This window comes from Paenibacillus ilasis (genome assembly GCF_043195395.1).
Lineage (GTDB): Bacteria > Bacillota > Bacilli > Paenibacillales > Paenibacillaceae > Paenibacillus_AQ > Paenibacillus_AQ lautus.
In genome coordinates, this window is record NZ_JBHDJG010000002.1 from 631,350 (window position 1) to 652,661 (window position 21,312).

A 21,312-nucleotide genomic window follows, 5' to 3' on the forward strand; every position below is an offset into this window, starting at 1 on the left:
CTCTTTTTTTGCGCTTATTAAGTTTCATGACTAGTTAACGATGGAACATGTCCGCTATATAGCCGCTCCTGGTGTCGTAAATTGCTGATACTGGCGATACATCGAGATGCGCCAGTGGACAATCATGCCGTAAGCCAGCATGAAGAACAACGCCGCGGTCTGCGGGATGGAAATATGCTGCTCAATGTAACCGTGGAGCAGGAGCCGGACAGTCAGCAGGCCGAGCAGAATGTAAACAAAGCTTTTCGATTTCTGCATGAAGATCTGGCCATCGACCTTCTCGAATTTGGTGCTGCGAATCAGTGGATAGGAGAAGATGAACCAGCCTACCAGAAAGGCAATTCCCGCCCACCATATCGGGATGCGTACCTGCGGCTCAACGAACATCAGAAACCCGGTGCTCATCGCTAGCGGAGGGATGATGATCTTCTTGACGGTGACGGGGCGGTGACTCGCTTTCATTCGAATGAAAATAACGGTCAGTGCCATAACCAGCATCGCAATCGTAGAGCCTATTTGAAGAATTGGGGAATCGAAATTAACCACAATTCAGAACCTCTTTCCATAAATAAAGTGACATGAAATGTGCTGCCTTTTGATTATAGCACATTCTGATGCCAGGCAAAATCAGGCAGGTGCGGGAGGTAAGGCGCTTTTTAACGCCGTCTGTCTTGAAGCTGGAGCCCAGCGACGAAACTGCGGATCATGAAATCCAGACTTTCATCTACATTCAAATCCATGGCGAATTGGCCTGCACGTTCCAGGGATGAGAAGCCGTGGCATAGGCTGCGAAAGGTCCGTACGGCATGCAATGCATCCGCCTCGCTGAACTGGTACGGAGCTAAAATTTGAAGCAGAAGCTCGACAATCTGATTGCCTACTTGCTGCGCCTCCTCCTGTTCCGGACGGAGAGGCTGCAATGCGGCTTCGTACAATCCGGGGTGAGATCGGGCAAAGTCGACATAGGTAAGGCATACATAACGCAGGGCATCCTCGCCTGACCGGCCGGCGACAGCCTTCAGCAGCCGATCATGCAATGTCTGGAGGCCATACAGCATCAGGGCAGCATGCAGACCGGGCAGGCCGTCTACATGGTTATACAGGGAAGGCGACCGAACGCCAAGCTTACCTGCAAGTGCGGCCAAAGTCACGGTATGAAGTCCATCCTGATCCGCTAGTTCGGCAGCGGTTTGAAGCAGTTGAAGCCGGTCGATTCCGGGTCTCGGACTCATTTTGCATTCCTCCTGATCGTAGATTCCGCATGGGCAACGGCCTGCTGCATGGCACCCACCGGATTCTCTAGCATCCGTCCATGGCCGACAGCCAGAACGGAGGGCTTCCGTGCGGTTAGTGTTTTGGCGCTTTCCAAGGCGAGCTCCTTGCTCCAGGTCGCCATGGCAGGGAAGGGAAACCAGGGCTTGAGCACACCGGATACGGCTAAACCGCCCCGTGTTTGCCAAGCATCGCCGGCAATCAGAATACCGCTGCGCTCATCGAGAAATGCCATATGCCCCGGTGTGTGCCCGGGAGTGGCGATGGCCTTGAGCGAACCAATGGAATCCCCGTCACCCAGAAGCACATCCGGAACGGTGGTTATGTTCTTGGGAATATCTCCGCGAATCGGAGTCTGCAGTTCTCCAGGCTGGAGCTCGGCATTTCCCTTAAGCAGCAGCGCATCTCGCCGCGAGATGTAGACCGAAGCATTCGGAAGCTCTTTCTTTAACCCGTCGAGCGCTCCGACATGGTCGCCGTGGGCATGGGTCAGCACGATTCGGGTGATGGGTTTGCCTATAGCGGCTGCCGCTTGAAGGATTCCCTGCTGGGAAAATGACATGCCTGTATCAATCAGCGTAACCCCGTCGCTTTCTTCTACAAGATAGACATTTACCGGGAAAAGACGAGGAAGAAAAGAAATTTGAGTTACGTGCTCAATCGTCGTTTTTAACATAATAACATTCCCCTCTCACTTAAAACTAATGATGTTAGTATAATAACTAATAATATTAGTTTTATCAAGCCCGAATTTTAACATTTTCATGAAATGGATCTTCTAACCACTAAAATTTTTATATATTTACCAAATTTTGAGTGCAATTTTCATCATTTTACGTTACCATAAAGATAGATATACGGAAAAAAATGTAGATTATTGAGATGAAGGGTGAGGGGCGGACGACATGGATATTTTCAAACGCATCGTACTTCTGATGGTGATGTATACCTTCTCCGCAGTACTGTTGTATGTAGCCAGTCAGCACACGCCATATCTGCTTCCTGTCATCTGGATTTCTGCGCTTATGCTGCTGTTATGCGGCATCGGCTATCTGGGATACCATTACTTCTTTAAAGGACGCAGAAAACGAAGTTAATCGAGAAATACGTTACAAGTCTGCCTAACCGGGCGGGCTTTTTTTGTGCGAAAAATAAAAAAACCGTTTGAATCGCTTCGCAGTCTTATATACAGTGATGTAAATAAGCGAGGCAGGTCGGATAAGGGGAAGGGTAATCGGATAATGGATAATAAAGAGCTTGCGGCGGCTGCCTGCAGAGGGGACGAGGAAGCGTTCTATGCACTCGTTACGGAGCACCGGAGGCGCCTATACGGAATTGCATATAGTTATTTGCATAACGAGAGTGACGCACTGGAGGTATTGCAGGAGACGGTATGTCGGGCGTGGATGAAGTGCCGGAAGCTGAAGCATCCGGAGGCCTTTGTTCCTTGGCTTATACGGATCCTGATTAACTGCTGCGTGGATGAGCAGAAACGGAAAAAACGTATGGTTCCGGTTGAAGAAATTCGCAGCCAGGAGACGGCTGCCGAGATGGTCAGTGACAGCAAGCTGGATCTGGAGCGTGCGCTCAGCCGGATGAAACCCAAATACCGCCATGTGCTGATTTTGAAATACTATCAGGACATGACGATCAGCGATATCGCCAATATTCTCGAGGTTCCGGAAGGGACGGTCAAAACCCGTTTGCATCAAGGATTAAAGCTGCTTCGGCAAAAAATCGAGCCAGGAGGTGCCATATTCCATGTTTGAGAAGGAAGAGCGAATGCTGAACGAGAGGAATAAAGATACGGAGATCAGCGCAGCGGTTGTATCCGATGAAGCATTGGATGCGGCGGTTCGAAGCGGGATGCGAAGAGGTCGGCGCACGCAGCGGAGCCGGGCACGAATAGCCACCGTCTCTGCCGTGGTTGTAACCGTAGCGGCTGCGCTGCTGTTTGTAGTATGGGGCGGGAGCGAAGAGCTGGTGAATCCCAAAAAGCAAATGGCGGCTCAAGGACCGTATCCGCCATTGACCGGGTTTGATTTCGGAGAAGATATTACGCTGAATACAGCCAACAAATACGGCATGATTCAACCGGTGAATCAATCGGTAACCAAGGGGGATTATACGGTAACGGTGAACGGGATACTTGTAGGCTCCCAGCAGATGGAGGTGTTCTATACGGTCCAAAACCATGCGGAGAATCCCGCAGACTTAAAGAGAGTGGAGATGAAGCGCCGGGGATCCAGCGAACCGCTGCCTTACAGTATTGGGTCGTCGGGTGGAACCGAGATTAAGCCCGGCGCCGGCAAGCTGTTCCATTCCCGATCGTACATTCATATGGGCGAGAATCATCCTATACCTGAAGAGCTGACGTTATCTTTTAAGATTGCCCCCTATTCAACGAATACGGCTTATGAATCCTCTACAGAGAACGAGCAGGTGCTCGATCTTAACATATCCGTTGATATGGAGACAGTCCGGAAGTATATTAGCACGATTCCGCTCAACAAAATGCTGCAGATTGAGAGCCAGAGGTTCTATTTGCAAGAAGCCGTGTTGTCTCCTGCCGGAATCGTCTTGAAAGCAAACATCCCTTCCAGCAATACGATGAAGGTATCCGGTTTATGGGATGTGTATTTGGAAGCCGTGGTTAACGGAGAAAAGGTCAGATTGAACAGTGATTCCGCGTTTTTGCCCGGTGCAGGCGGTGGAGAGATGACCTACTTCTTCGACAGCAATATTTTGGAGAAGCCGGAATCCATCACGCTGAAAGCGAGTGGTTTCCAGGCCGTAGATCCCTCCAAGATGAAACTCGTGGTGGATACGGATAAAAAGGAGATCATCTATTCACCGGACGGCGACCTCCGGTTCGGAGAGTACTCGGGGCATACGCTGACATTTGAATACGAAGAGCAGGCTGACCGGCATATGGGCAGCGTATCGATTGAGCCGGAATTCGTGGACGGGGAGGGGAAAAAGCATAAAATTAATGAGGATGCGGGCGGGCTCAGTTCCTCGTCCCGTTCTTCATCGGATACCGAGGAAAGCCTCATCACGCAGTATATCCACCTTAAACCCGGGGATTACCCGCAGCCGCTTACGTTTACGTTGAGCAGCTACCCTGGTGTCATGGAGCAGGCATTCGAGGTGCCGATTCAATAAAGTTAGAGATGCTGAAGGCTCATCAGGATAACCACAACGCCGATTGCGATGGTTATTTTGCCGGCGCAAAAAAGGAATCGCCCCCGACCATGATGGCCGGAGGCGGCTCCTTTTTTTCATTTATGATATCTTGAATCATGGGCTTGATTACGCTATCCCTTATGTTCGGTAGGGGAGCTGCCTTCGGGTCCCTTGGCATCCAGGAGCTCAATTAGAGCTTTGGGCACCCCGTTGAGCATCAGCCACTCACGAAGCGTTTCGATGGCGCGGATATGTCCATTCCCCTCATCCCGCCAGGTCAGCAGCTCGACGACCTTAATGACGAGGAGCATGAGCTCCATTTTGTCATGCTCGGTTTGGTCCGCACGGATTTTTTGGAATACGGCTTCTTTCTCCCAATCCAGCAGGATCTCTTCACCAATGGTTGGTCTCATGAGTGAATAGCTGTAATCGCACTGCGGGCAGAGTACGGTGGTGAACTGTTCTGATTTGAACGTAACCCCGATATCCGCTTGACACTGACGGCAGTGAAATTGGACTTCAATTGCTGAGTTCGTTTCCATATCTATGGTGCCTCCTTCGAAGAGAAAGGTATCTACTAATACCCAATAGTCGGTAACTATGACCCATCATCCGATGAAAGAGGTGCAAGAAACCTGAAAAAAGAACCGCCTGTTAAGGGCGATTCTTTAAGGCTGGAGCATATGAGTCAATGTTAACGTCTACCGCGTGCTTTTAACATGGGTTAGCACATTATAGAGGAAAGCCAGAATGCCCAGCGTTACCAGAACGCCTCCAACGGCAATGACCGGCTCTACCGATTCCATGCCGCTTACCAGCAGTGCGAGACCAATCATCATGACAGGCAGTCCGATATTGTGCAACCAGAAATGCACTTTGCCTGCGGTGGATTCCCCGGCTGCGGGGAACTGAACATAAATAACACCTGCTAGAGCCAGGGATGCCCAGCCCAGAAGGTTGACGTGTGCATGAACTGAGGTGTAATCGTAGCTGTGGGATATCGACATGTACATGCCGAGTAAGATCCCGAGCACGAAGTAAACAGCGGCGATCTTAATTAATTTGACACCCATAAAACCCCTCCTTATGGATTACTACTATGATATATGTCTGCTATGGTGAAGTAGACCAAGAGGGAAGAAGATTTCATAAAGAACCATGCAAAAAAAGAAACCGTGAAATCCCTGGCCAGGGATTCACGGTTCATCGTTATAGACACTCATTGTGCCAATGACCTATTCAAGCTCCAGCACATCATAGATCAGCCATTTGCCTTCGGCTTTCTTGAGCCAATACAGAGAGGTCGAATGGATGATTTCACCGTCTGCATCATCGCTTTCTTCAGCATAGACGACGGCGTCTTCCCCTTGGAAAAAGACTGTCCGGAGCTCCTCTGACTTGAGGTTGAAATTCACCTCATCAAAGATGCCTTCCGCAATGCTGGTTTGGAACATTTCGTGGAAGTCCGATTCCGGATGAATAACCGACATGAGCAGCGGGCCATTCTCCTCGTTGAAGCCCTTGGACTGGGTGTCAAGGGTTGCCACTATGGCTTTTTGTTCCGCTTCCGGCACTTCCGGTCGAGCTTCGAGCAGTTCATCTCCGACCAGATATTCCGTCTCGTAATGGCCCAGATCATAGATTTTCCATGCTCCCGAAGCATCCTTCTTCAGGAGATTCTCGTAATGTAGTGTAACATCCCAAGCAAAAGGTCCACCGGTGCGGTCGAGGGTCACGCTGGTGTAGGCATGGATCGACGTTCCGGCTACCGTTACTTCCCATATGTCAGCGGATACCTGCTGATCGTTCTTGAATTGGCTCTGATAATGTTCTTGGATTTCCGCAAAAAAAGGAGATTTCGGATGGAAGGCACTCATGACAGCATCCAGTTTCTTGGCACTTCCAGCTTCTTCAATCGTATGGTAAAGCTTCTTCACCTCGTCGATGGCTTTATCGACTGCACCCTCGCGGTCGATCTTGATGGTACGTGCCTTGGAATCCCACTTCACGGGCAGTCCGGTGGCTTCAGCTACGAAACGAAGGGGAACCAGTGTGTTGCCGCCCTCGGTGAATGGGGCAATCTGAAGCGCGGTTTTTGCGCCATTGACATAAGCGGTCTTCTGTCCGATGGTCATCTGCAGCTTCTGATCGAGGTATGTACCCGTCACCTGTTTACTTCCGCTGTTCCAATTGACTTTATAATCCAATGCCTGGAACAGAGGGCGGAATTGCACGAAGGTAACCCCATTTTTCATAATAGGCGCTGCCTGAAATTTGATTTCCTGGTTATCGAGGTAGACTCGGATATTCCCTTGATTCTTTGCCGGGGCGGCTTGCGCCGCACTTGCAAACAGGAGCAGGAAAGCAAACGTGATTAGGCTGATTTTTTTCTTCAATTGGCTGTCAACTCCTTCAACGAATGATAGAATAGAGAGGTAATTGTGGTAATCGTACATGATAAAACCAATGCTAGCAATAGATTTCTTAGTGAGTAATAATTGGTAGGGCAACACGGGGACGGCTTGCCGGATCGAATTGAAAAAAAGCGGTAAGCACGAAGCCCTGATGGGTAATACATAATAAGAATCAGGCCGGGTCACCGGAGCATTCATTAGATAAAGGAGTGGATCACATGACAGCAGGACAGGAACTGATATTTTACATAGGAACCTATGGTTCGGAGGAAGAAAATCGAATTCATTGGGGGACGATGGATCGGGGTACGGGCGAGCTGCGTCTCTTAGGCGGTACGGCTGGTATAGAAAACCCTACCTATTTGGATTTCGATGATTCGATCTCCGTATTGTATGCAGCCAGCGAGAAGGGCGAAAGCGATGTGTCGGCGTATTCGGCCAATCTGGTAACCGGTGAATTAACGCTGTTGAATGTTCAGTCTACCGGCTCGTCCGGTGCATGTCATGTATCCCGTACATCGGACGGGAAGTATCTGCTTACGACAGGGTACAGCGATGGACATATATCGGTGCTGGCATTAGAACAAGATGGCCGGGTTGGAGAACTGACCTCCAAGATTAAGCACAGCGGACGCGGTCTTCGCGATGACCGTCAATCGGAAGCGCATCCGCATTCGATATTTGAAGACCCTGTCAACAAGTATATCGTGGTCAGTGACCTGGGCATGGATGATGTCAACCTGTATCGGCTGGAGGAAGGCAAGCTGGTGACCCACCGCGAGATCAGTCTGCCGCCAGGCTCGGGCCCGAGGCATGTGGCCTTTCATCCATCAGGCAAGTGGGTGTATGGCACGAACGAGCTGAACAGCACGGTAACGGCTTACGCAAACGATGGAACATTTGGGGATTTGAAAATATTGCAGCATATATCGACGCTGCCGGAGGACGTCGTGATGGATAACAACACATCCTCCCATCTGCTGGTATCTCCTTGCGGCCGTTATCTGTACGCTTCCAACCGGGGACATGACAGCATCGTTCAATATGTGATCGATCAGGAGACCGGTACGCTCCGCGCAGTCAACTGGGTGTCTTCCGGCGGTAAAACGCCGCGCCACTTCAATATCATGCCGGACGGCTTCCTGCTGACGGCGAATCAGGACAATGGTTTGATCGCAAGTTATCGGATCGATCCGGACACGGGCAACCTGGTCTCTACGGGTTATACACTAGAAGTCACGCGCCCGGTATGCATCTGTCCCGTAGAGAAGGCAAAGGCTAATCAACGTTAAACGTATATAAAGCAGAAGCAGCTCGAAGACCCGGAAATGGGACTCGAGCTGCTTCTTTTTGTTAAGGGGTCCCCCGCCCGTAGCAATGGACGAGGAACACTGTGTTCAACCTCCGCTATAGCGAGGAAGCGGGTTAACAAGGTCATAGGAATTCATTGGTTTAAAGATTCATTCGATGAATAATTAATGCGCAAAGATATGATTGCCAATCTGCAGCACTTGCGGTCTGGACCAGATCCATTGGCTGGTCGCTGTTTTGGGATTGAAATAATAAAGAGATTCATAAGTCGGATCCCAGCCGCGAACGGCATCCAATGCGGCAACATAGGCCGCCCGGTTCGGGGTCAGCCAGTATTGTCCATCATCTACGGCAGTAAAGGCCCCTTTTTGAAAAACGACGCCCCGAATATCATTCGGAAATTCGCTGGATTGAATGCGGTTCATGACAACAGCACCGACGGCAACTTGTCCTTTGTAAGGCTCACCGCGGGCTTCGCTGTAAATGACTCTGGCCATGACGTCCATTTCGGATTGATTTAACGTATATTTTTTCAGCTGTCTCCAGGTTTGCGCGCCGGTAACTCCATCGGCTGGCACACCGTATTCTTTTTGGAAACGGATAACGGCTGTTTTTGTGTTTGCGCCATATTTGCCATCCAGCGGCTGCGTGTAGAAGTCCAGCGTTTTCAGGCGGTATTGAAGCTCCCAGACATCCCCGTTTTCACTGCCCGGCTTTAACAGCGGAGCTGCCTCCGTTGTATGGGCGAATGCAGGCATGAACAGAAGAATACTCAGGAAAAGTGCAGAAATTATTTTCCGTGCGGGCTTTCTTATGATGATCATCTCCTTTGGAGTTGAATTATAAGGATGGAAGCGGGTTCATACAACCCACAGTAAATGGTAAACCGCGCTGTGACTGCGTTCGCCGTATCAAAAATGGTTCTATGGACCGAGTGGTCCCAAACTTGTAATTATTTGAAAAAAAGGTTTGACAGGAGGAGATGGGCTTATTACAATAGCAACATAACATACTAAACAGGTAGGAATTATAATGTTTTGTTCTCACCGTATCGACGGAGGAACGCTCAAGGATCAAGAGCAGGCACGGCAGCAAACCGGCTTGACTCTGTTCTGATGAGCCTTCCTCCGTCTTTTTTTGCCATACGGCCTGTTTAGTAGAGAATCTAGGGGGAGTGATCCATATGAAAAAGGTGTTGAAGCAAGGGGTTCTCATCGGATTAACCGTGATGCTGACGGCGGCGCTTACGGCTTGCGGTACAGAGAAAACAGAGACAGTCGCAACCGCCAATGGAGAAGCGCCTGCTTCGGGATCGAGCAAGCAAAGCGTGGAACTTCTCAATGTTTCTTACGATCCGACCCGGGAGTTATATGACCAGTACAACAAAGCATTCGCGGCACATTGGGAAAAGGAAGAAGGCCAGAAGGTAACGTTTAAGCAATCGCACGGGGGTTCAGGCAAGCAAAGCCGTTCGGTTATCGACGGTTTGGAGGCAGATGTGGTGACACTGGCCCTCGGATACGATATCGATGCGATCCGCCAGGCGGGATTGATCCATGAAGGTTGGGAGAGCAAGTTTGAGCATAACAGTGCGCCTTACACCTCAACGATCGTTTTCCTCGTTCGTAAAGGCAACCCGAAAGGCATCAAGGATTGGCCGGACCTGATCAAGGAGGGCGTGGAGGTTATCACGCCGAATCCTCAGACCTCCGGCGGTGCACGGTGGAACTACTTGGCGGCATGGGGCTACGCGCTTAAAGTTAACAATAATGATGAAGCGAAGGCACAGGAGTTCGTGAAAGAGCTGTTCACTCACGTACCGGTGCTGGACAGCGGTGCACGCGGCGCAACAACCACTTTTGTTGAACGTGGAATCGGGGACGTGCTGCTGGCTTGGGAGAATGAAGCTTATCTCTCGATTAACGAGCTGGGTCCTGACAAATTTGAAATCGTGAACCCGTCCGTCAGCATTTTGGCGGAACCGCCGGTTGCCGTCGTGGATAAGAACGTTGACAAGCGGGGGACCCGCGAGGTAGCGGAAGCCTATCTGTTATATCTATACAGTGAAGAGGGGCAGACGATTGCGGCGGAGAATTACTACCGTCCGACGCTTGCCAGCGTGGCTGACAAGTACAAGGAGAAGTTCCCGGCTATCGAATTGTTTACGCTCAAGGATGTGTTTGGAACATGGGAAGAGACGCAAACGAAGCATTTCAACGACGGCGGCATTTTTAATCAGATTTACGTGCCAGGCAGCTGATCGGCAGAACCGCCGAAGGCAGGAAAGGATGAGAGGATATGGCAGTACTCCCCGTACAGAAGCAACGCAGAAATCATCGCAGCGTGCTCCCGGGATTTGGAATCGGCATGGGACTGACCGTCCTTTATATGAGTTTAGTTGTGATCGTGCCGCTGTCGGCGCTGCTTCTCAATCAAACCGGACTAACCTGGGAGAAGTTCTGGTCGGTTGCAACCGATCCGAGGGTGCTGGCCTCCTACCGGGTTAGTCTGACAACAGCGGCGCTGGCCGCATTCGCGGATACGATACTGGGGCTGCTGCTGGCTTGGGTGCTGGTGCGGTATGATTTCCCCGGCAAAAAGTTGTGGGATGCCCTGATCGATCTGCCCTTCGCGCTGCCAACGGCCGTGGCGGGGGTGGCTTTAACCGCGATTTATTCCGCTAATGGCTGGATCGGGTCGCTGCTGGAGCCGCTGGGGATTAAGGCGGCGTTCTCTCCCTTAGGCATCACGCTGGCCCTCATGTTCATCGGCATACCGTTCGTCGTGCGGACGGTACAGCCGGTGCTGGAGGACGCGGAGCGGGATACGGAAGAGGCGGCTGCCACGCTAGGGGCAGGCCGATGGCGAACGTTTTGCACCATCATTCTGCCGACCCTGATTCCGCCGCTGTTGACCGGATTTGCGCTCGCTTTTGCCCGGGGGATCGGAGAATACGGCTCCGTCGTCTTCATATCGGGGAATATGCCGATGAAGACGGAGATTGCGCCGCTGCTGATCATGACGAAGCTGGAGCAGTTTGATTATGCCGGCGCGACGGCGGTTGCCCTGATCCTGCTGCTCATCTCTTTCGGACTGCTGCTCGGCATCAATATTTTACAACATTGGACGCGGAAAACCGCGCGTTAAGGAGGGGATACCATGGCTGGAACTGTACCCGCTGCCGTCCCTGCAGCGAAACGAAACACGCCGTCCTCTCCGGCTGCAGCGGAGAAGCCGTGGGTGAAATGGACATTCATTAGTTTGGCTGGGCTTGTGCTGCTGTGGCTTATAGTGCTGCCTCTGGTTACGGTGATGTCCGAAGCGCTTAAGAAGGGATGGGACGTCTATCTAGCAGCCTTATCCGATCCTGATGCTCTATCTGCGCTTCAGCTGACTTTACTGGTGGCGGCCATTGCGGTACCGCTGAATTCGATATTCGGCGTCATCGCGGCATGGACCATAACGAAGTTCCGCTTCAAAGGCAAAAATCTGCTGATTACGCTGCTGGATTTACCGTTCGCGGTATCGCCGGTCATCGGAGGTTTAATCTTCGTGCTGATCTTCGGTCGGCAGGGATGGTTTGGCCCTTGGCTTGAAAGCCATGATATCAAGATCATATTTGCCGTGCCCGGCATTGTTCTGGCTACGTTATTCGTCACGTTTCCCTTTGTGGTCAAGGAATTGATCCCACTGATGGAAGACCAAGGGACGAAGGAAGAGGAGGCGGCAGTAACACTGGGCGCCAAGGGCTGGCAAATCTTCTGGAGGGTCACCCTGCCCAATATCAAGTGGGGGCTATTGTACGGCATCATTCTGTGCAACGCCAGAGCCATGGGCGAGTTTGGGGCGGTGTCCGTCGTATCCGGCCATATCCGCGGCGAGACCAATACGCTGCCCCTTCATGTCGAAATTTTGTACAATGAATATCAGTTTTCGGCTTCGTTCGCGGTGGCCTCGTTATTGCTGTTATTAGCCGTCGTAACACTGCTTCTGAAACATTGGTTTACGCGAAAAAATGCCCATTGACAGTCGTTTCCAACCCATGCTAATGTTAATTCATACTATAAAGGTTGGAAAAGAATGAATAATGATCGTTTACCATTAGAATGTCACTTCGGCTTATGATGATGGAGTGAATATATTTGGGCTTTGCCCGGTGAGGAGGCGTATCCATGGCTAAACCATTAAAAGTGGATGAAATGTGGCTCGAACGCATAGCAAGCCTGCTGAACGACATGGAATTCGGTTCGCTGCAAATCGTAGTGCATGAGGGTCAGATCGTTCAGATGGAACGAACGGAGCGCAAGCGTTTCGAGAATACGGCCTCCGGAGCGGTCAAGACGTCAGGACCGCCCCGGGCATCCGGCCAACAGCGAAGAACGAATGCAAGATGATTCCATATGGTTATCGAGTACCGAGATAAGACTTCCGTCGATGCCATGAAGTGCACCTTATCCAGTAGACTTCGGAAAAACACCCTGGAGTGTGAACCGATGTAGACTGAGGGAGTGCGCTTCAGCATTCATGCGGGAGTTCTTTTCTTTTTGTATAAACACAGGGATACGGCATTTAAGAGCGTAATATCGGATAATGACGACCTCCCGCACAAGGATTGCGATCATAAAAAAACAGCCCGGCCGTTCAAGTCGGCACGGGCTGTATCTCGTAATATTCATGTCGCTGCTATCTTATCTGGACCGCAGAGGGCTGTTGCCGATCTCCGGCTCGCCTGTGCCTGTTGTTTCGCATAGAGGATCGTGGTCTCCCGTAGGATGAAGGAATTGTTCCATTAGCTCCGGGTGACCGGCATAGGGCCGCTCACGCCGTTGGCGGGTGGCCGTCACCCGGAAACCCGCCAGATACAACAAGCATTGGGTAGCCAAAACGTAAGGCGAGGCTTCGTTCCAAATCAGATTAAACAGGGCCGAAGCCACAATCAGCAGATGCAGCACGGTATAGATAACGCCATGCGTTCTTCTTCTGGAATCCATCAACAGTCGGTAGAAAGAGATCGTGGCAATCATGTTGGAGAGCCATAGACACCATACTTCAGGGCTTGTCCAGGTAGAGGGTTGCCTTAGTTCTTGGACGAGAAGCGTCGTCCATAGGATCGCGGCACCCAGTGAAAGGGCAGGTACGGCAGGTTTCAAGAGCAGCCACAATCCCATACCCCAACCGGGTTTCTCGAGCCGCCCGACCAGTTCGTCGCGCTCCTTCATAAGTCTGTGGATCTCGCGGTCCAGCAGCTTGTGGAGTGTTGTGAGTCTGGATTCATCGCGATCGCTTAGAAAGGTATCAATCTGTTCGTGGAGCTCCCGAGTCAACAGATCAGCGGATTTGCATTCCTGCAGAAGCCGGATCAGCAGATCCTCAGGGACAGCCGTTCGGGTCGGTCGATTGATAAGGGTTCCCAGAGGCCCAGCCAGTCTGGTGTAAATCGTCAAGGACTGACGAATGCGAGCAAGTGAATCCTTGCGTGCACCCAATAGCCGGGATGCACTGTATATGTACAGGCCCGAAAATACTGCAGTGGCAAGAAGCACGGCCACGGGCGTGTCCAGTGAGCCAAAGATATCAACCATCCATTCCGTAAGGGACAAGCGGATCCCTCCTTCAATATTCTACCTTTCACTATTGCACAACAAGGGAGGGATTTCAAGGGAATGAATGACAAGGGAGAGAGAATTGATCAAGTTTCAATCTTTCATTTGCATAACGGAAACATTTTTGTGTTTGGATAACATTTTGAAGGGAAGTACATATCCTATACAAACAAGATCATGCATTCCAGATGAAAGGGGAGAAGCCGCATGACGGAAGTACAGATAAGCAAGGCGCCATTCCGGCGGGTAAAAATTACACTCGGATATGTACTGCTCCTCGTCTTAACGGCTTGATCATATACACATGATGGACGACGGACAACCAAGGTGCTCTTGGTCGTGAATGTACCGAGTATACAGGAAACATGAGCGTAAGAAGAAACTATTCCCCCGGCAAACATAAAATCGTGAAGGGAGGCAGGGATTAAGGTTGGCACCTTTCTATAGGAAAGCAGATACAAAAAAACCAAGGCTGCCCCAGGCAGCCTTGGTTGGTAAGGAAACGAGGCTCAAAAGTTGACTCAACGCTTAGAGTCATATAATGCCTTCCAGTATCTGTAGTCATGAATGGCAAACCCGGAGAACGAAGGGTGCTTCTCCGCTTTAGTACATACCTTGGACAGTTGTTCTTCCATATAGGACGTGCCTTCCTCAAAAAAGGTAATGTAAGCTCCCTCATTGCTCGATTTGGTCTCTACGGCAATCAGAGCTTCCTTGCCAAGTTCATCGGCTTCCTTAAGCTCGGCAGCAGCAACGTTATAAATGTTATCTGCTTGATCGCGATAGGCCATAATGACGACCTGGTCGAACTGCTGGATCATCCACCGGCTGATTGACATCGACTGGTCCGGCAGCTGGTAGCCGTGCAGCCAGAATGTCATGTCGGAACCGATGGGCAGATTCAGTGTGTGCGCTTCATGGACCAGATAGCGGACGCTCGCTTGCCATTGTTTGACCAAGGAGGCCTGGTTTGTTTTCCACTCGCTCAGCACATGCGGCTCGATATCGACATGAATGCCGGTGAAGCGCTCATTCGGTGCAGCGGAAGCCTGATATTCAGCGGTCCATTGAATGAAAGTCTCCAATCGGTGACGCTCCGTTTCCAGCGCCCAGTTAGGCGCGCCGCCAAGGATATGAACCTCAATCCCCTGTTTGCCTGCTTGGCGGATAAAGCTGCGGTAATATTCGGGCCGAACATCGCGGTTCATCTGCAGATAGAGTACATTGACGCCTTGATTGGCGGCAAAATCAAGAATGTTGTCAGCCGAATCTTGAATCTGCGGCGTATCCCAGAACCAGGTTGCCTTCTGGCGGGATTCGGCTGTAGCCGCATCAGGCTGAAGGGAGAGGCTGCTTAGCAGCAGCAGACTGCCTGCGAGACAAAGGGCCAGCCAGCGGACGTATTTTTTTTTCATTGTATGGATAATCTCCTTTACATTACGATTACGTCATAGAAAAACGACAAATTCCAGCAAACACACAACCTTAGTAATGCGAATTAAGTCATTATGCAAGATATATATTCGTAAAAATGCATCTATGTATTCTATCGGTGAAAATAATTTGGTGATACATAGGTCTAAAGATCTATTATTTTGAGGAAAAATGAACGAGTGGAGTTTGAAGAGGTCTGCATGGGGATAAGTAAATAGGAGGTGCGACAGCCCGAACGGCTATAGACGGCACCAGGTGTTTATAATACTACTTAAGATTCAAGAAGAGCCATTCATCACCAGGGGTGATGTAGTATAATTTTTAAGCGAAGGAGCGATGAACATGAAGGTAGCATTAATTGGAGCAAGCGGAACGATCGGGAGACGAATTACGGAGGAAGCCCTGCGCCGGGGCCACGAAGTCACGGCGGTATTGCGAAATCCGGATCGATTGGATTCAGAGCATGAGCGTTTAAACAAAGTCAAAGCGGATGTCATGGATCCTTCATCATTAGAAGAGGCGATTCAAGGGCATGATGCCGTCATAAGCGCTTTCGGTCCAAAGTTCGGCCGGGAAGAGGAACTCGTTGCAGCCGCACGGACGATTGTAGAGGGAACGAGACGCGGCGGCGTAACCCGTCTGTTGATCGTTGGCGGCGCTGGCAGCTTGATCGCCGACAGCGGCGTACCGCTTATGGATACCCCGGAGTTTCCGGAGGAGATCAGGCCGCTTGCCCGTGCGCATGCGGATGCTTACGATCTGTACAAGGAAAGCGATCTGGATTGGACGTATGTCAGTCCGGCGGCCATCATCGAGCCAGGGAAACGTACCGGACAGTTCCGGATCGGCATGGATCGCCTGGTGACCGACGAGAGCGGAAGCAGCCGAATTTCGGTTGAGGATTTCGCGGTAGCTGTGATTGATGAGCTGGATGATCCGCAGTTTATTCAGTCCCGTTTTACCGTTGCTTATTAATCGACAGGCATCCTGAGTCGCCAGAGTGTTTGCGTAGGATATATCGAAGCAAAGGGGAGAGCTTGGATGTATGTTGTGACGTCTGAACAGATGAGGGCACTCGACAACCATACGATTCATCAAATCGGCATCCCGGCGATTGCGCTGATGGAAAATGCGGGTAAAGCGATTGCCGAGGAAGTCCTGAAGTTATGCCTTGAGCGTGATAGAACGAGCCGTTCCCTTTGCGCAGCAGCTGCTGGTACAGCAGGAAAGGCTCCGTCCTTCATGCCGGAGGACGAGCGGGGGGAACAGCGGCTATCCTTACCGGAGGATTCGGCCGCGGCGGAGGCTCGTACCTCCGGGAATGACCGTGCTCTGGAGATGAGCCGCCCGTTGCCTGTCATCGACGGAGAGGCTCGGCTGCCCACCGCGCTGGCGGCGCGTGAGCACTGGCTCATTCTGGTGGGCAAGGGCAATAACGGCGGCGACGGGGTGGTCACCGCCCGGCATTTGCGTGACGCCGGTATACGCGTCACGCTGCTCTATGCCGCTGAGCCGTCGGCGTTAGCCGGCGAGGCGGCGGTGCAGCGGGATGCCGCGGCAGCGCTCGGCATCCCGGCTCTGGTCCACGGCCGTGACGCCGTGGACTACGGCGCGTACACCGGCATCGTGGACGCGCTGCTCGGCACGGGCGCGACGGGCGCGCCCCGCGGCGCTTACGCCGCGCTGATCCAGGCCGCCAATGACAGCGGCCTGCCGATTGTGTCCGCGGATATTCCGAGCGGACTGGACGCCGATACCGGCGCGCGGCATGAGCCGTGCATCTTGGCCGCGGTGACGGTATGCCTCGCCTTCCTGAAGCGAGGCCTGGTGCAGTACCCCGGCGCCGAGGCGGCTGGCCGGGTCGTGGTCCGCTCCATCGGCATCCCGGCATCGCTGTGCCGGGAGCAGGGCGTCCGCACGCATCTGCTCACCCCGCATGTCCTTCGGACCGAGCTGGGTGCGGACGTATCGCGCCACCGCTCGCCGGACGGACATAAGGGCACCTACGGTCACGTGCTGACCGTAGGGGGCAGCCGCACGATGAGCGGCGCAGGCCTGCTCGCTTCCCGGGCAGCGCTTCGCGCCGGCTGCGGCTTGGTGACCTGGGCGCTCCCTGCGAGCCTGGTGCTGCCGCTGAGCGGAGCCGCACCCGAGGTGATGCTCGCCCCCGCCACAGGCGAAGAGAGCGGCGGCTACTGGGATGAGGCCTCTGCGGAGCAGGTGCTGGAACTCGCCAAAACCCGCGATGTGCTGGCCGTAGGTCCGGGACTAGGCCGTTTTGAAGGAGATGCCAGATGGCTCCGCCGGTTGTGGGAAGAATGGGAAGGGCCGCTGGTGGTGGATGCCGATGCGCTGAATATGCTGTCCGCCTCCGGTGATTTCGGCACCTGGAAGCCGCGCGGTGCGGCAACGGTCCTGACCCCGCATCCGGGGGAGATGTCCCGGCTGTTGGGTATTCCGACCGCCGAGCTGCAGCGGGACCGGATCGGTGCCGCCGCAGGATTCGCGACCGAGCACGGAGTTACCCTCGTGCTCAAGGGGGCGCATACCGTCGTGGCTTCGCCGGACGGACAAGCCTACATCAACACCACCGGTACCTCCGGCATGGCGACCGGAGGCACCGGGGACGTGCTGACCGGCATCATTGCCAGCCTGCTGGCGCAAGGATATGCCGGTCCGTCTGCAGCCGCGCTTGGCGTGTGGCTGCACGGCCGTGCCGGCGAGCGGGCCGCGCGGCACCGGGGACATCCCGCCTCGGTCATCGCCGGGGATGTCATCGAAGCGCTTTGAAGCAAAGAGCAAGGGCCCTCATCGGAGGGCCCTTTTTTCATGGAAGGAAGCTATAGGCTCTTGCATCAGATCACCCAGCACAACAGGGGAACGGCCAAGGCAAAGAACGGGGTGGCCAGAGAATTGCTGGAGAACGTATGCTTCCCCCACAAGAAGATCAGCAGTGTTAAGGCTCCCGCTGCTGCGCGAAGCCAGAGCTGCTCCGGATTCCCGCCTGTAAATAAGGCAAAGAACAGAAAACCGACCGCTCCGTACACGGCGGCTTGTTTACCCTTATGCAGGGAAGGCAAAAACGAGAGAATGGCATCTGCCGCAAGAGACGCGGTCAGTGCGTAACCGTATACCCAATGCTCTTGCGGCAGATAGAGGCCTAACCATTCCGAAGCTCGATCAGCGCCGGGAAGCCACACCCAATCGAGCAGGCTCAGCAGCAGCACAACGACGCCGGCGCTGGCCAGCTTGTTTAATGCATAAAATCCCATGTCCATCCGGCCGGACCGTTTGGGAAATCCCGTGTTCATGGTACACATCCTCTGCTTGTTATTCGTAGCTTTTAAGAACGCTTGTGGCACCGCTCTTAACTGGTTACCATCTGTCCCCCGTTGACGTGAATAGCCTGACCCGTGACAAAAGAGGAACAGATGGACGACGCCAAGTAAACATAGGCGGGTGCCAGCTCATAGGGTTGTGCGGCCCGTTTCATGGGTGAATCGGTTCCGAATACGGCTACCTCTTCGGCAGGGAAGCTGGATGGGATGAGCGGCGTCCAGACCGAGCCGGGAGCGACGGAGTTGACGCGGATGCCTTGATCGACGAGCGAAAGGGCCAGGGACCGGGTAAGGGAAACGATGGCGCCTTTGGTTGAAGAATAGTCGATGAGCTCCTTAAATCCCTCATAGGCGGTAATGGAGGCCGTGTTAATGATCGACGCCCCGGATTTCATGTGGGGCAGCGCAGCCTGGATCATGAAGAAGAAGGGAAAGATATTCGTTTGATAGGTGTGATGCAGCTGTTCCTCCGTGATGTCCAAGATGCTGCGCTGTACATATTGGACGGCATGGTTGTTCACGAGAACATCCAGCTTGCCGAAGCGGGCGATCGTCTCGTTCACCACGGCTTCGCAGTTCTTTTTGTATCGCAGGTCGATCTTCATTAAGAGGCAGCGTCTGCCGAGCGACTCAATCCGTTGCTTCGTCACTTCCGCATCCGAAGTCTCATATAAGTATGGGATGACCAGATCGGCACCTTCCTTGGCAAAAGCAATGGCCGCCGCTTTGCCGATGCCGCTGTCCCCTCCGGTGACAATGGCGATTTCGCCATCCAGTTTACCGCTGCCCCGGTAGGCGGGATCCTCGCTGATCGGACGCGGCGACATCAGGCTTTCAAGACCGGGCTGGCAGTTTTGATGCTGGGGAGGGAAAGCGATGGGCTGTTCCTTGCATTCGGTTTTGGAGCCTACGTATGGAATGGGCTGCTGGGGATTCATTTCATTCCTCCTTTGGTGTACAGGGTGTTTTCGTTAAACGCCGATGCTTTATCTCTATGCATTCGCCCAGTCGGGGGTGCCGTTTATGATCAGAATAGGAGAAAGGTCGTGCGTAAACGCGCGGGTTACAGATTTTCCACGCTCTTTTTGAGTGAATGTGGTAAAATACTTCCAATTGCAGCGCATGACCAAGGGATGACGGTCACCGGACAAAACCCGTCAAACGTTCGAATTCCGCCTGTGGGCAGGCCGTATTAGGGGTTATTGGGAATGGATGAGGAAGAGGGGCGGTAATAGCGCCAGTACGCGAAGCCCTGAGCCGCTGCGAAATCCAGTATTCGGACACTCAACCCGGTTGAGGCGCTAAGTGTAATGGTTCGCGAATCGCCAAGGTTCAATTGCCGGAGTTGCTGCATTGACAAAAGCGCGGACACATTGATACGATGATACTAATTCTGACAAGTTTGCTCTGATTTATATTGGTTGACGTTCGAGAGGACCTTACATAGCGATCTTATGGAATGGATGAGATGGCAACACTATAAGATAAGCCGAGGTGAATGATTATGGCGAAAGCTGTTATTATTAACGGGAGTCCCACAGCCGGATCCCGATTGAATGCGGTTATGGATTTTGCGGAGCAAGCATTGACGGCTGCGAATTTCGAGGTTAGCCGGATCGATGTGGCCGGACTCCCGCCTGAGGATTTGATTCATACCAAGTTTGAGAGTGAGCATATTGTCAAAGCGAACGGGCTTGTGGCCGAGGCCGATGCCGTGATTGTGGCAAGTCCGGTTTATAAAGCTTCGTTTACCGGTGTTCTGAAAACATTTTTAGACTTGATTCCGCAAAAAGGATTGGCCGGCAAAATCGTGCTTCCGATGTTCATCGGCGGCAGTCTCGCACATCTGCTGGCGATTGATTATTCGCTCAAGCCCGTGCTTTCTTCGATTGGGGCCCGTCATATTCTGGGCGGTGTGTACGCGGTGGATGCGCAAGTGGCCCGTACCGAGGATGGCGGATTTGATGTAGCGGAAGTGCTTCAGGAACGCTTGACCTCCGCGATGGAGGAATTAATTGAAGAAACCCGTTACCGAACAGAACGTGTTTAAGGATGGCAAGAGTGAACGGCAGGGATATGGAAGCGATAGAGATCATATGGAGGGATACCATTTGCAAAAGCTAGTGTTTTTTGTCGGCGTGGCCGGTACAGGCAAGACTACCGTAGCCAAGAAGCTTGCAGTCCGCATACCGGCTGCATTTCTCGACCGTGATACGGTGGGGGGACGCTTTGTTGAGAAGTTCCTGGAAAGTAACGGACTGGATCCGAACGATCGCGACTCTTCCTTCTATAAAGAGAACCTGCGCGATCTGGAATATGATACGACCAAGGATATTTGCATCGAGAACCTGGGTGCGGGACAAAATGTTTTTATGATTTCTCCGTTTACCGCAGAGCTCAAGAATCGCGAATGGATTGAAGAAGTCATTGCATCTGCAGGGCTAACGAAGAGCGACGTTGACGTGAAGGTCATCGTGGTTGCGCTCAAAGACATGGATTTGCAGAAGGAGCGCATCATTGACAGACAGACCGAGCGGGATCAGTGGAAGCTGGATCATTGGGACGACTTTAAGAAGCGCGTCGATTTCGTGCCGGAAGTGAACTGGGACATTCCGCAGACGTCCATTAAGGTATTCGATAACAGCGGCGATTTGACGGAAGAGAAGGTTGAGGAGCTCTATCAGTTTATCGTAAGCGAATAGCATATCAGAATAACAGCATTCGATATCGTATAAAAAAGTGCGTCATACCAGG

At 52.5% G+C, this 21,312-nt stretch carries 23 protein-coding genes; 12 read left to right on the top strand and 11 right to left on the bottom strand.

Annotation, left to right across the window (positions count from 1 at the left end):
• Positions 1-54: 54 nt before the first annotated feature.
• The 3 genes from ACETK5_RS22940 to ACETK5_RS22950 form a co-directional block, all read right to left on the bottom strand.
• Positions 55-546 carry a cytochrome c biogenesis protein CcdC gene (locus ACETK5_RS22940; protein WP_100540001.1) on the bottom strand — a complete coding sequence of 164 codons (492 nt, stop codon included), beginning with the start codon at positions 544-546 and terminating at the stop codon, positions 55-57.
• A 110-nt stretch (positions 547-656) separates the two neighbouring features.
• The gene (locus ACETK5_RS22945) at positions 657-1,232 is read right to left on the bottom strand and encodes a TetR/AcrR family transcriptional regulator (protein WP_100540002.1); all 576 of its coding nucleotides are present in this window, start codon (positions 1,230-1,232) and stop codon (positions 657-659) included.
• Complete coding sequence (locus tag ACETK5_RS22950) at positions 1,229-1,948, bottom strand: MBL fold metallo-hydrolase (RefSeq protein ID WP_100540003.1); 720 nt, start codon at positions 1,946-1,948, stop codon at positions 1,229-1,231. The genes ACETK5_RS22945 and ACETK5_RS22950 overlap by 4 nt, the downstream gene beginning before the upstream one ends.
• 229 nt (positions 1,949-2,177) lie before the next feature.
• Between ACETK5_RS22950 and ACETK5_RS22955 the strand changes: the two genes are divergently transcribed.
• The 3 genes from ACETK5_RS22955 (at position 2,178) to ACETK5_RS22965 (ending at position 4,437) form a co-directional block, all read left to right on the top strand.
• A complete protein-coding gene (locus tag ACETK5_RS22955; RefSeq protein WP_326111376.1) occupies positions 2,178-2,369 on the top strand; it encodes a hypothetical protein in 192 nt (63 codons plus the stop codon).
• A gap of 144 nt (positions 2,370-2,513) precedes the next feature.
• Positions 2,514-3,041, top strand: coding sequence for a sigma-70 family RNA polymerase sigma factor (locus ACETK5_RS22960; RefSeq protein ID WP_394058065.1), 528 nt, complete (start codon positions 2,514-2,516; stop codon positions 3,039-3,041).
• Positions 3,034-4,437 carry a DUF4179 domain-containing protein gene (locus ACETK5_RS22965; protein ID WP_394058067.1) on the top strand — a complete coding sequence of 468 codons (1,404 nt, stop codon included), beginning with the start codon at positions 3,034-3,036 and terminating at the stop codon, positions 4,435-4,437. Before ACETK5_RS22960 ends, ACETK5_RS22965 begins: the two co-directional genes overlap by 8 nt.
• A gap of 152 nt (positions 4,438-4,589) precedes the next feature.
• On the opposite strand, the gene ACETK5_RS22970 is transcribed toward ACETK5_RS22965, so the two are convergent.
• From ACETK5_RS22970 to ACETK5_RS22980, 3 genes are all read right to left on the bottom strand, one after another.
• Positions 4,590-5,000 carry a hypothetical protein gene (locus ACETK5_RS22970; protein ID WP_100540006.1) on the bottom strand — a complete coding sequence of 137 codons (411 nt, stop codon included), beginning with the start codon at positions 4,998-5,000 and terminating at the stop codon, positions 4,590-4,592.
• 159 nt (positions 5,001-5,159) lie between these two features.
• On the bottom strand, positions 5,160-5,531 hold the full coding sequence (locus ACETK5_RS22975; protein ID WP_127593697.1) for a cytochrome-c oxidase: 372 nt from the start codon (positions 5,529-5,531) through the stop codon (positions 5,160-5,162).
• Positions 5,532-5,693: 162 nt separating this feature from the next.
• Complete coding sequence (locus ACETK5_RS22980; RefSeq protein WP_394058070.1) at positions 5,694-6,854, bottom strand: stalk domain-containing protein; 1,161 nt, start codon at positions 6,852-6,854, stop codon at positions 5,694-5,696.
• A 236-nt stretch (positions 6,855-7,090) separates the two neighbouring features.
• Here ACETK5_RS22980 and ACETK5_RS22985 point away from each other — a divergent pair, with 236 nt between their 5' ends.
• Positions 7,091-8,164, top strand: coding sequence for a lactonase family protein (locus ACETK5_RS22985; RefSeq protein ID WP_326119101.1), 1,074 nt, complete (start codon positions 7,091-7,093; stop codon positions 8,162-8,164).
• A 183-nt stretch (positions 8,165-8,347) separates the two neighbouring features.
• Here ACETK5_RS22985 and sleB read toward each other — a convergent pair whose 3' ends face one another.
• Complete coding sequence (gene sleB, locus ACETK5_RS22990; protein WP_394058072.1) at positions 8,348-9,007, bottom strand: spore cortex-lytic enzyme; 660 nt, start codon at positions 9,005-9,007, stop codon at positions 8,348-8,350.
• A gap of 359 nt (positions 9,008-9,366) precedes the next feature.
• Between sleB and ACETK5_RS22995 the strand changes: the two genes are divergently transcribed.
• From ACETK5_RS22995 to ACETK5_RS23010, 4 genes are all read left to right on the top strand, one after another.
• The gene (locus ACETK5_RS22995) at positions 9,367-10,443 is read left to right on the top strand and encodes a sulfate ABC transporter substrate-binding protein (RefSeq protein WP_326111369.1); all 1,077 of its coding nucleotides are present in this window, start codon (positions 9,367-9,369) and stop codon (positions 10,441-10,443) included.
• A 38-nt stretch (positions 10,444-10,481) separates the two neighbouring features.
• Positions 10,482-11,330: a sulfate ABC transporter permease subunit CysT gene (cysT, locus tag ACETK5_RS23000; RefSeq protein WP_326119103.1), complete on the top strand. Its 849-nt coding sequence runs from the start codon at positions 10,482-10,484 to the stop codon at positions 11,328-11,330.
• A gap of 12 nt (positions 11,331-11,342) precedes the next feature.
• The gene (gene cysW / locus ACETK5_RS23005; protein WP_394058075.1) at positions 11,343-12,209 is read left to right on the top strand and encodes a sulfate ABC transporter permease subunit CysW; all 867 of its coding nucleotides are present in this window, start codon (positions 11,343-11,345) and stop codon (positions 12,207-12,209) included.
• Between the two features lie 146 nt (positions 12,210-12,355).
• Positions 12,356-12,577 (top strand): YezD family protein, encoded by a 222-nt coding sequence (locus ACETK5_RS23010; protein WP_100540014.1) that lies wholly within the window; start codon positions 12,356-12,358, stop codon positions 12,575-12,577.
• Between the two features lie 294 nt (positions 12,578-12,871).
• Here ACETK5_RS23010 and ACETK5_RS23015 read toward each other — a convergent pair whose 3' ends face one another.
• Both ACETK5_RS23015 and ACETK5_RS23020 read right to left on the bottom strand, forming a co-directional pair.
• On the bottom strand, positions 12,872-13,783 hold the full coding sequence (locus tag ACETK5_RS23015) for a hypothetical protein (RefSeq protein WP_394058077.1): 912 nt from the start codon (positions 13,781-13,783) through the stop codon (positions 12,872-12,874).
• A 524-nt stretch (positions 13,784-14,307) separates the two neighbouring features.
• The gene (locus ACETK5_RS23020; protein WP_394058079.1) at positions 14,308-15,201 is read right to left on the bottom strand and encodes a hypothetical protein; all 894 of its coding nucleotides are present in this window, start codon (positions 15,199-15,201) and stop codon (positions 14,308-14,310) included.
• 361 nt (positions 15,202-15,562) lie between these two features.
• On the opposite strand from ACETK5_RS23020, the gene ACETK5_RS23025 reads away from it, so the two are divergent.
• Positions 15,563-16,195, top strand: coding sequence for an NAD(P)-dependent oxidoreductase (locus ACETK5_RS23025; RefSeq protein ID WP_127595542.1), 633 nt, complete (start codon positions 15,563-15,565; stop codon positions 16,193-16,195).
• Positions 16,196-16,261: 66 nt separating this feature from the next.
• Complete coding sequence (locus ACETK5_RS23030) at positions 16,262-18,010, top strand: NAD(P)H-hydrate dehydratase (RefSeq protein WP_394058081.1); 1,749 nt, start codon at positions 16,262-16,264, stop codon at positions 18,008-18,010.
• Between the two features lie 65 nt (positions 18,011-18,075).
• Here ACETK5_RS23030 and ACETK5_RS23035 read toward each other — a convergent pair whose 3' ends face one another.
• Positions 18,076-18,531, bottom strand: coding sequence for a hypothetical protein (locus ACETK5_RS23035; RefSeq protein WP_394058083.1), 456 nt, complete (start codon positions 18,529-18,531; stop codon positions 18,076-18,078).
• A 56-nt stretch (positions 18,532-18,587) separates the two neighbouring features.
• Positions 18,588-19,496: an SDR family oxidoreductase gene (locus ACETK5_RS23040; RefSeq protein WP_394058084.1), complete on the bottom strand. Its 909-nt coding sequence runs from the start codon at positions 19,494-19,496 to the stop codon at positions 18,588-18,590.
• A 566-nt stretch (positions 19,497-20,062) separates the two neighbouring features.
• Between ACETK5_RS23040 and ssuE the strand changes: the two genes are divergently transcribed.
• Complete coding sequence (gene ssuE, locus ACETK5_RS23045; RefSeq protein WP_100540023.1) at positions 20,063-20,608, top strand: NADPH-dependent FMN reductase; 546 nt, start codon at positions 20,063-20,065, stop codon at positions 20,606-20,608.
• A gap of 61 nt (positions 20,609-20,669) precedes the next feature.
• Positions 20,670-21,260 carry a P-loop nucleotide/nucleoside kinase family protein gene (locus ACETK5_RS23050; RefSeq protein WP_071222319.1) on the top strand — a complete coding sequence of 197 codons (591 nt, stop codon included), beginning with the start codon at positions 20,670-20,672 and terminating at the stop codon, positions 21,258-21,260.
• Positions 21,261-21,312: the final 52 nt, after the last annotated feature.

Coding starts and splice junctions, on each gene's coding strand:
- ACETK5_RS22955 (WP_326111376.1), top strand. CDS start 2,178: ATGGATATTTTCAAACGCATCGTACTTCTGATGGTGATGTATACCTTC.
- ACETK5_RS23035 (WP_394058083.1), bottom strand. CDS start 18,531: ATGAACACGGGATTTCCCAAACGGTCCGGCCGGATGGACATGGGATTT.
- ACETK5_RS23040 (WP_394058084.1), bottom strand. CDS start 19,496: ATGAATCCCCAGCAGCCCATTCCATACGTAGGCTCCAAAACCGAATGC.
- ACETK5_RS22960 (WP_394058065.1), top strand. CDS start 2,514: ATGGATAATAAAGAGCTTGCGGCGGCTGCCTGCAGAGGGGACGAGGAA.
- cysT (WP_326119103.1), top strand. CDS start 10,482: ATGGCAGTACTCCCCGTACAGAAGCAACGCAGAAATCATCGCAGCGTG.
- ACETK5_RS22945 (WP_100540002.1), bottom strand. CDS start 1,232: ATGAGTCCGAGACCCGGAATCGACCGGCTTCAACTGCTTCAAACCGCT.
- ACETK5_RS23030 (WP_394058081.1), top strand. CDS start 16,262: ATGTATGTTGTGACGTCTGAACAGATGAGGGCACTCGACAACCATACG.
- ACETK5_RS22995 (WP_326111369.1), top strand. CDS start 9,367: ATGAAAAAGGTGTTGAAGCAAGGGGTTCTCATCGGATTAACCGTGATG.
- ACETK5_RS23010 (WP_100540014.1), top strand. CDS start 12,356: ATGGCTAAACCATTAAAAGTGGATGAAATGTGGCTCGAACGCATAGCA.
- sleB (WP_394058072.1), bottom strand. CDS start 9,007: ATGATCATCATAAGAAAGCCCGCACGGAAAATAATTTCTGCACTTTTC.
- ACETK5_RS22970 (WP_100540006.1), bottom strand. CDS start 5,000: ATGGAAACGAACTCAGCAATTGAAGTCCAATTTCACTGCCGTCAGTGT.
- ACETK5_RS22950 (WP_100540003.1), bottom strand. CDS start 1,948: ATGTTAAAAACGACGATTGAGCACGTAACTCAAATTTCTTTTCTTCCT.
- ACETK5_RS23020 (WP_394058079.1), bottom strand. CDS start 15,201: ATGAAAAAAAAATACGTCCGCTGGCTGGCCCTTTGTCTCGCAGGCAGT.
- ACETK5_RS22975 (WP_127593697.1), bottom strand. CDS start 5,531: ATGGGTGTCAAATTAATTAAGATCGCCGCTGTTTACTTCGTGCTCGGG.
- ACETK5_RS23025 (WP_127595542.1), top strand. CDS start 15,563: ATGAAGGTAGCATTAATTGGAGCAAGCGGAACGATCGGGAGACGAATT.
- ACETK5_RS22985 (WP_326119101.1), top strand. CDS start 7,091: ATGACAGCAGGACAGGAACTGATATTTTACATAGGAACCTATGGTTCG.
- ssuE (WP_100540023.1), top strand. CDS start 20,063: ATGGCGAAAGCTGTTATTATTAACGGGAGTCCCACAGCCGGATCCCGA.
- ACETK5_RS22965 (WP_394058067.1), top strand. CDS start 3,034: ATGTTTGAGAAGGAAGAGCGAATGCTGAACGAGAGGAATAAAGATACG.
- cysW (WP_394058075.1), top strand. CDS start 11,343: ATGGCTGGAACTGTACCCGCTGCCGTCCCTGCAGCGAAACGAAACACG.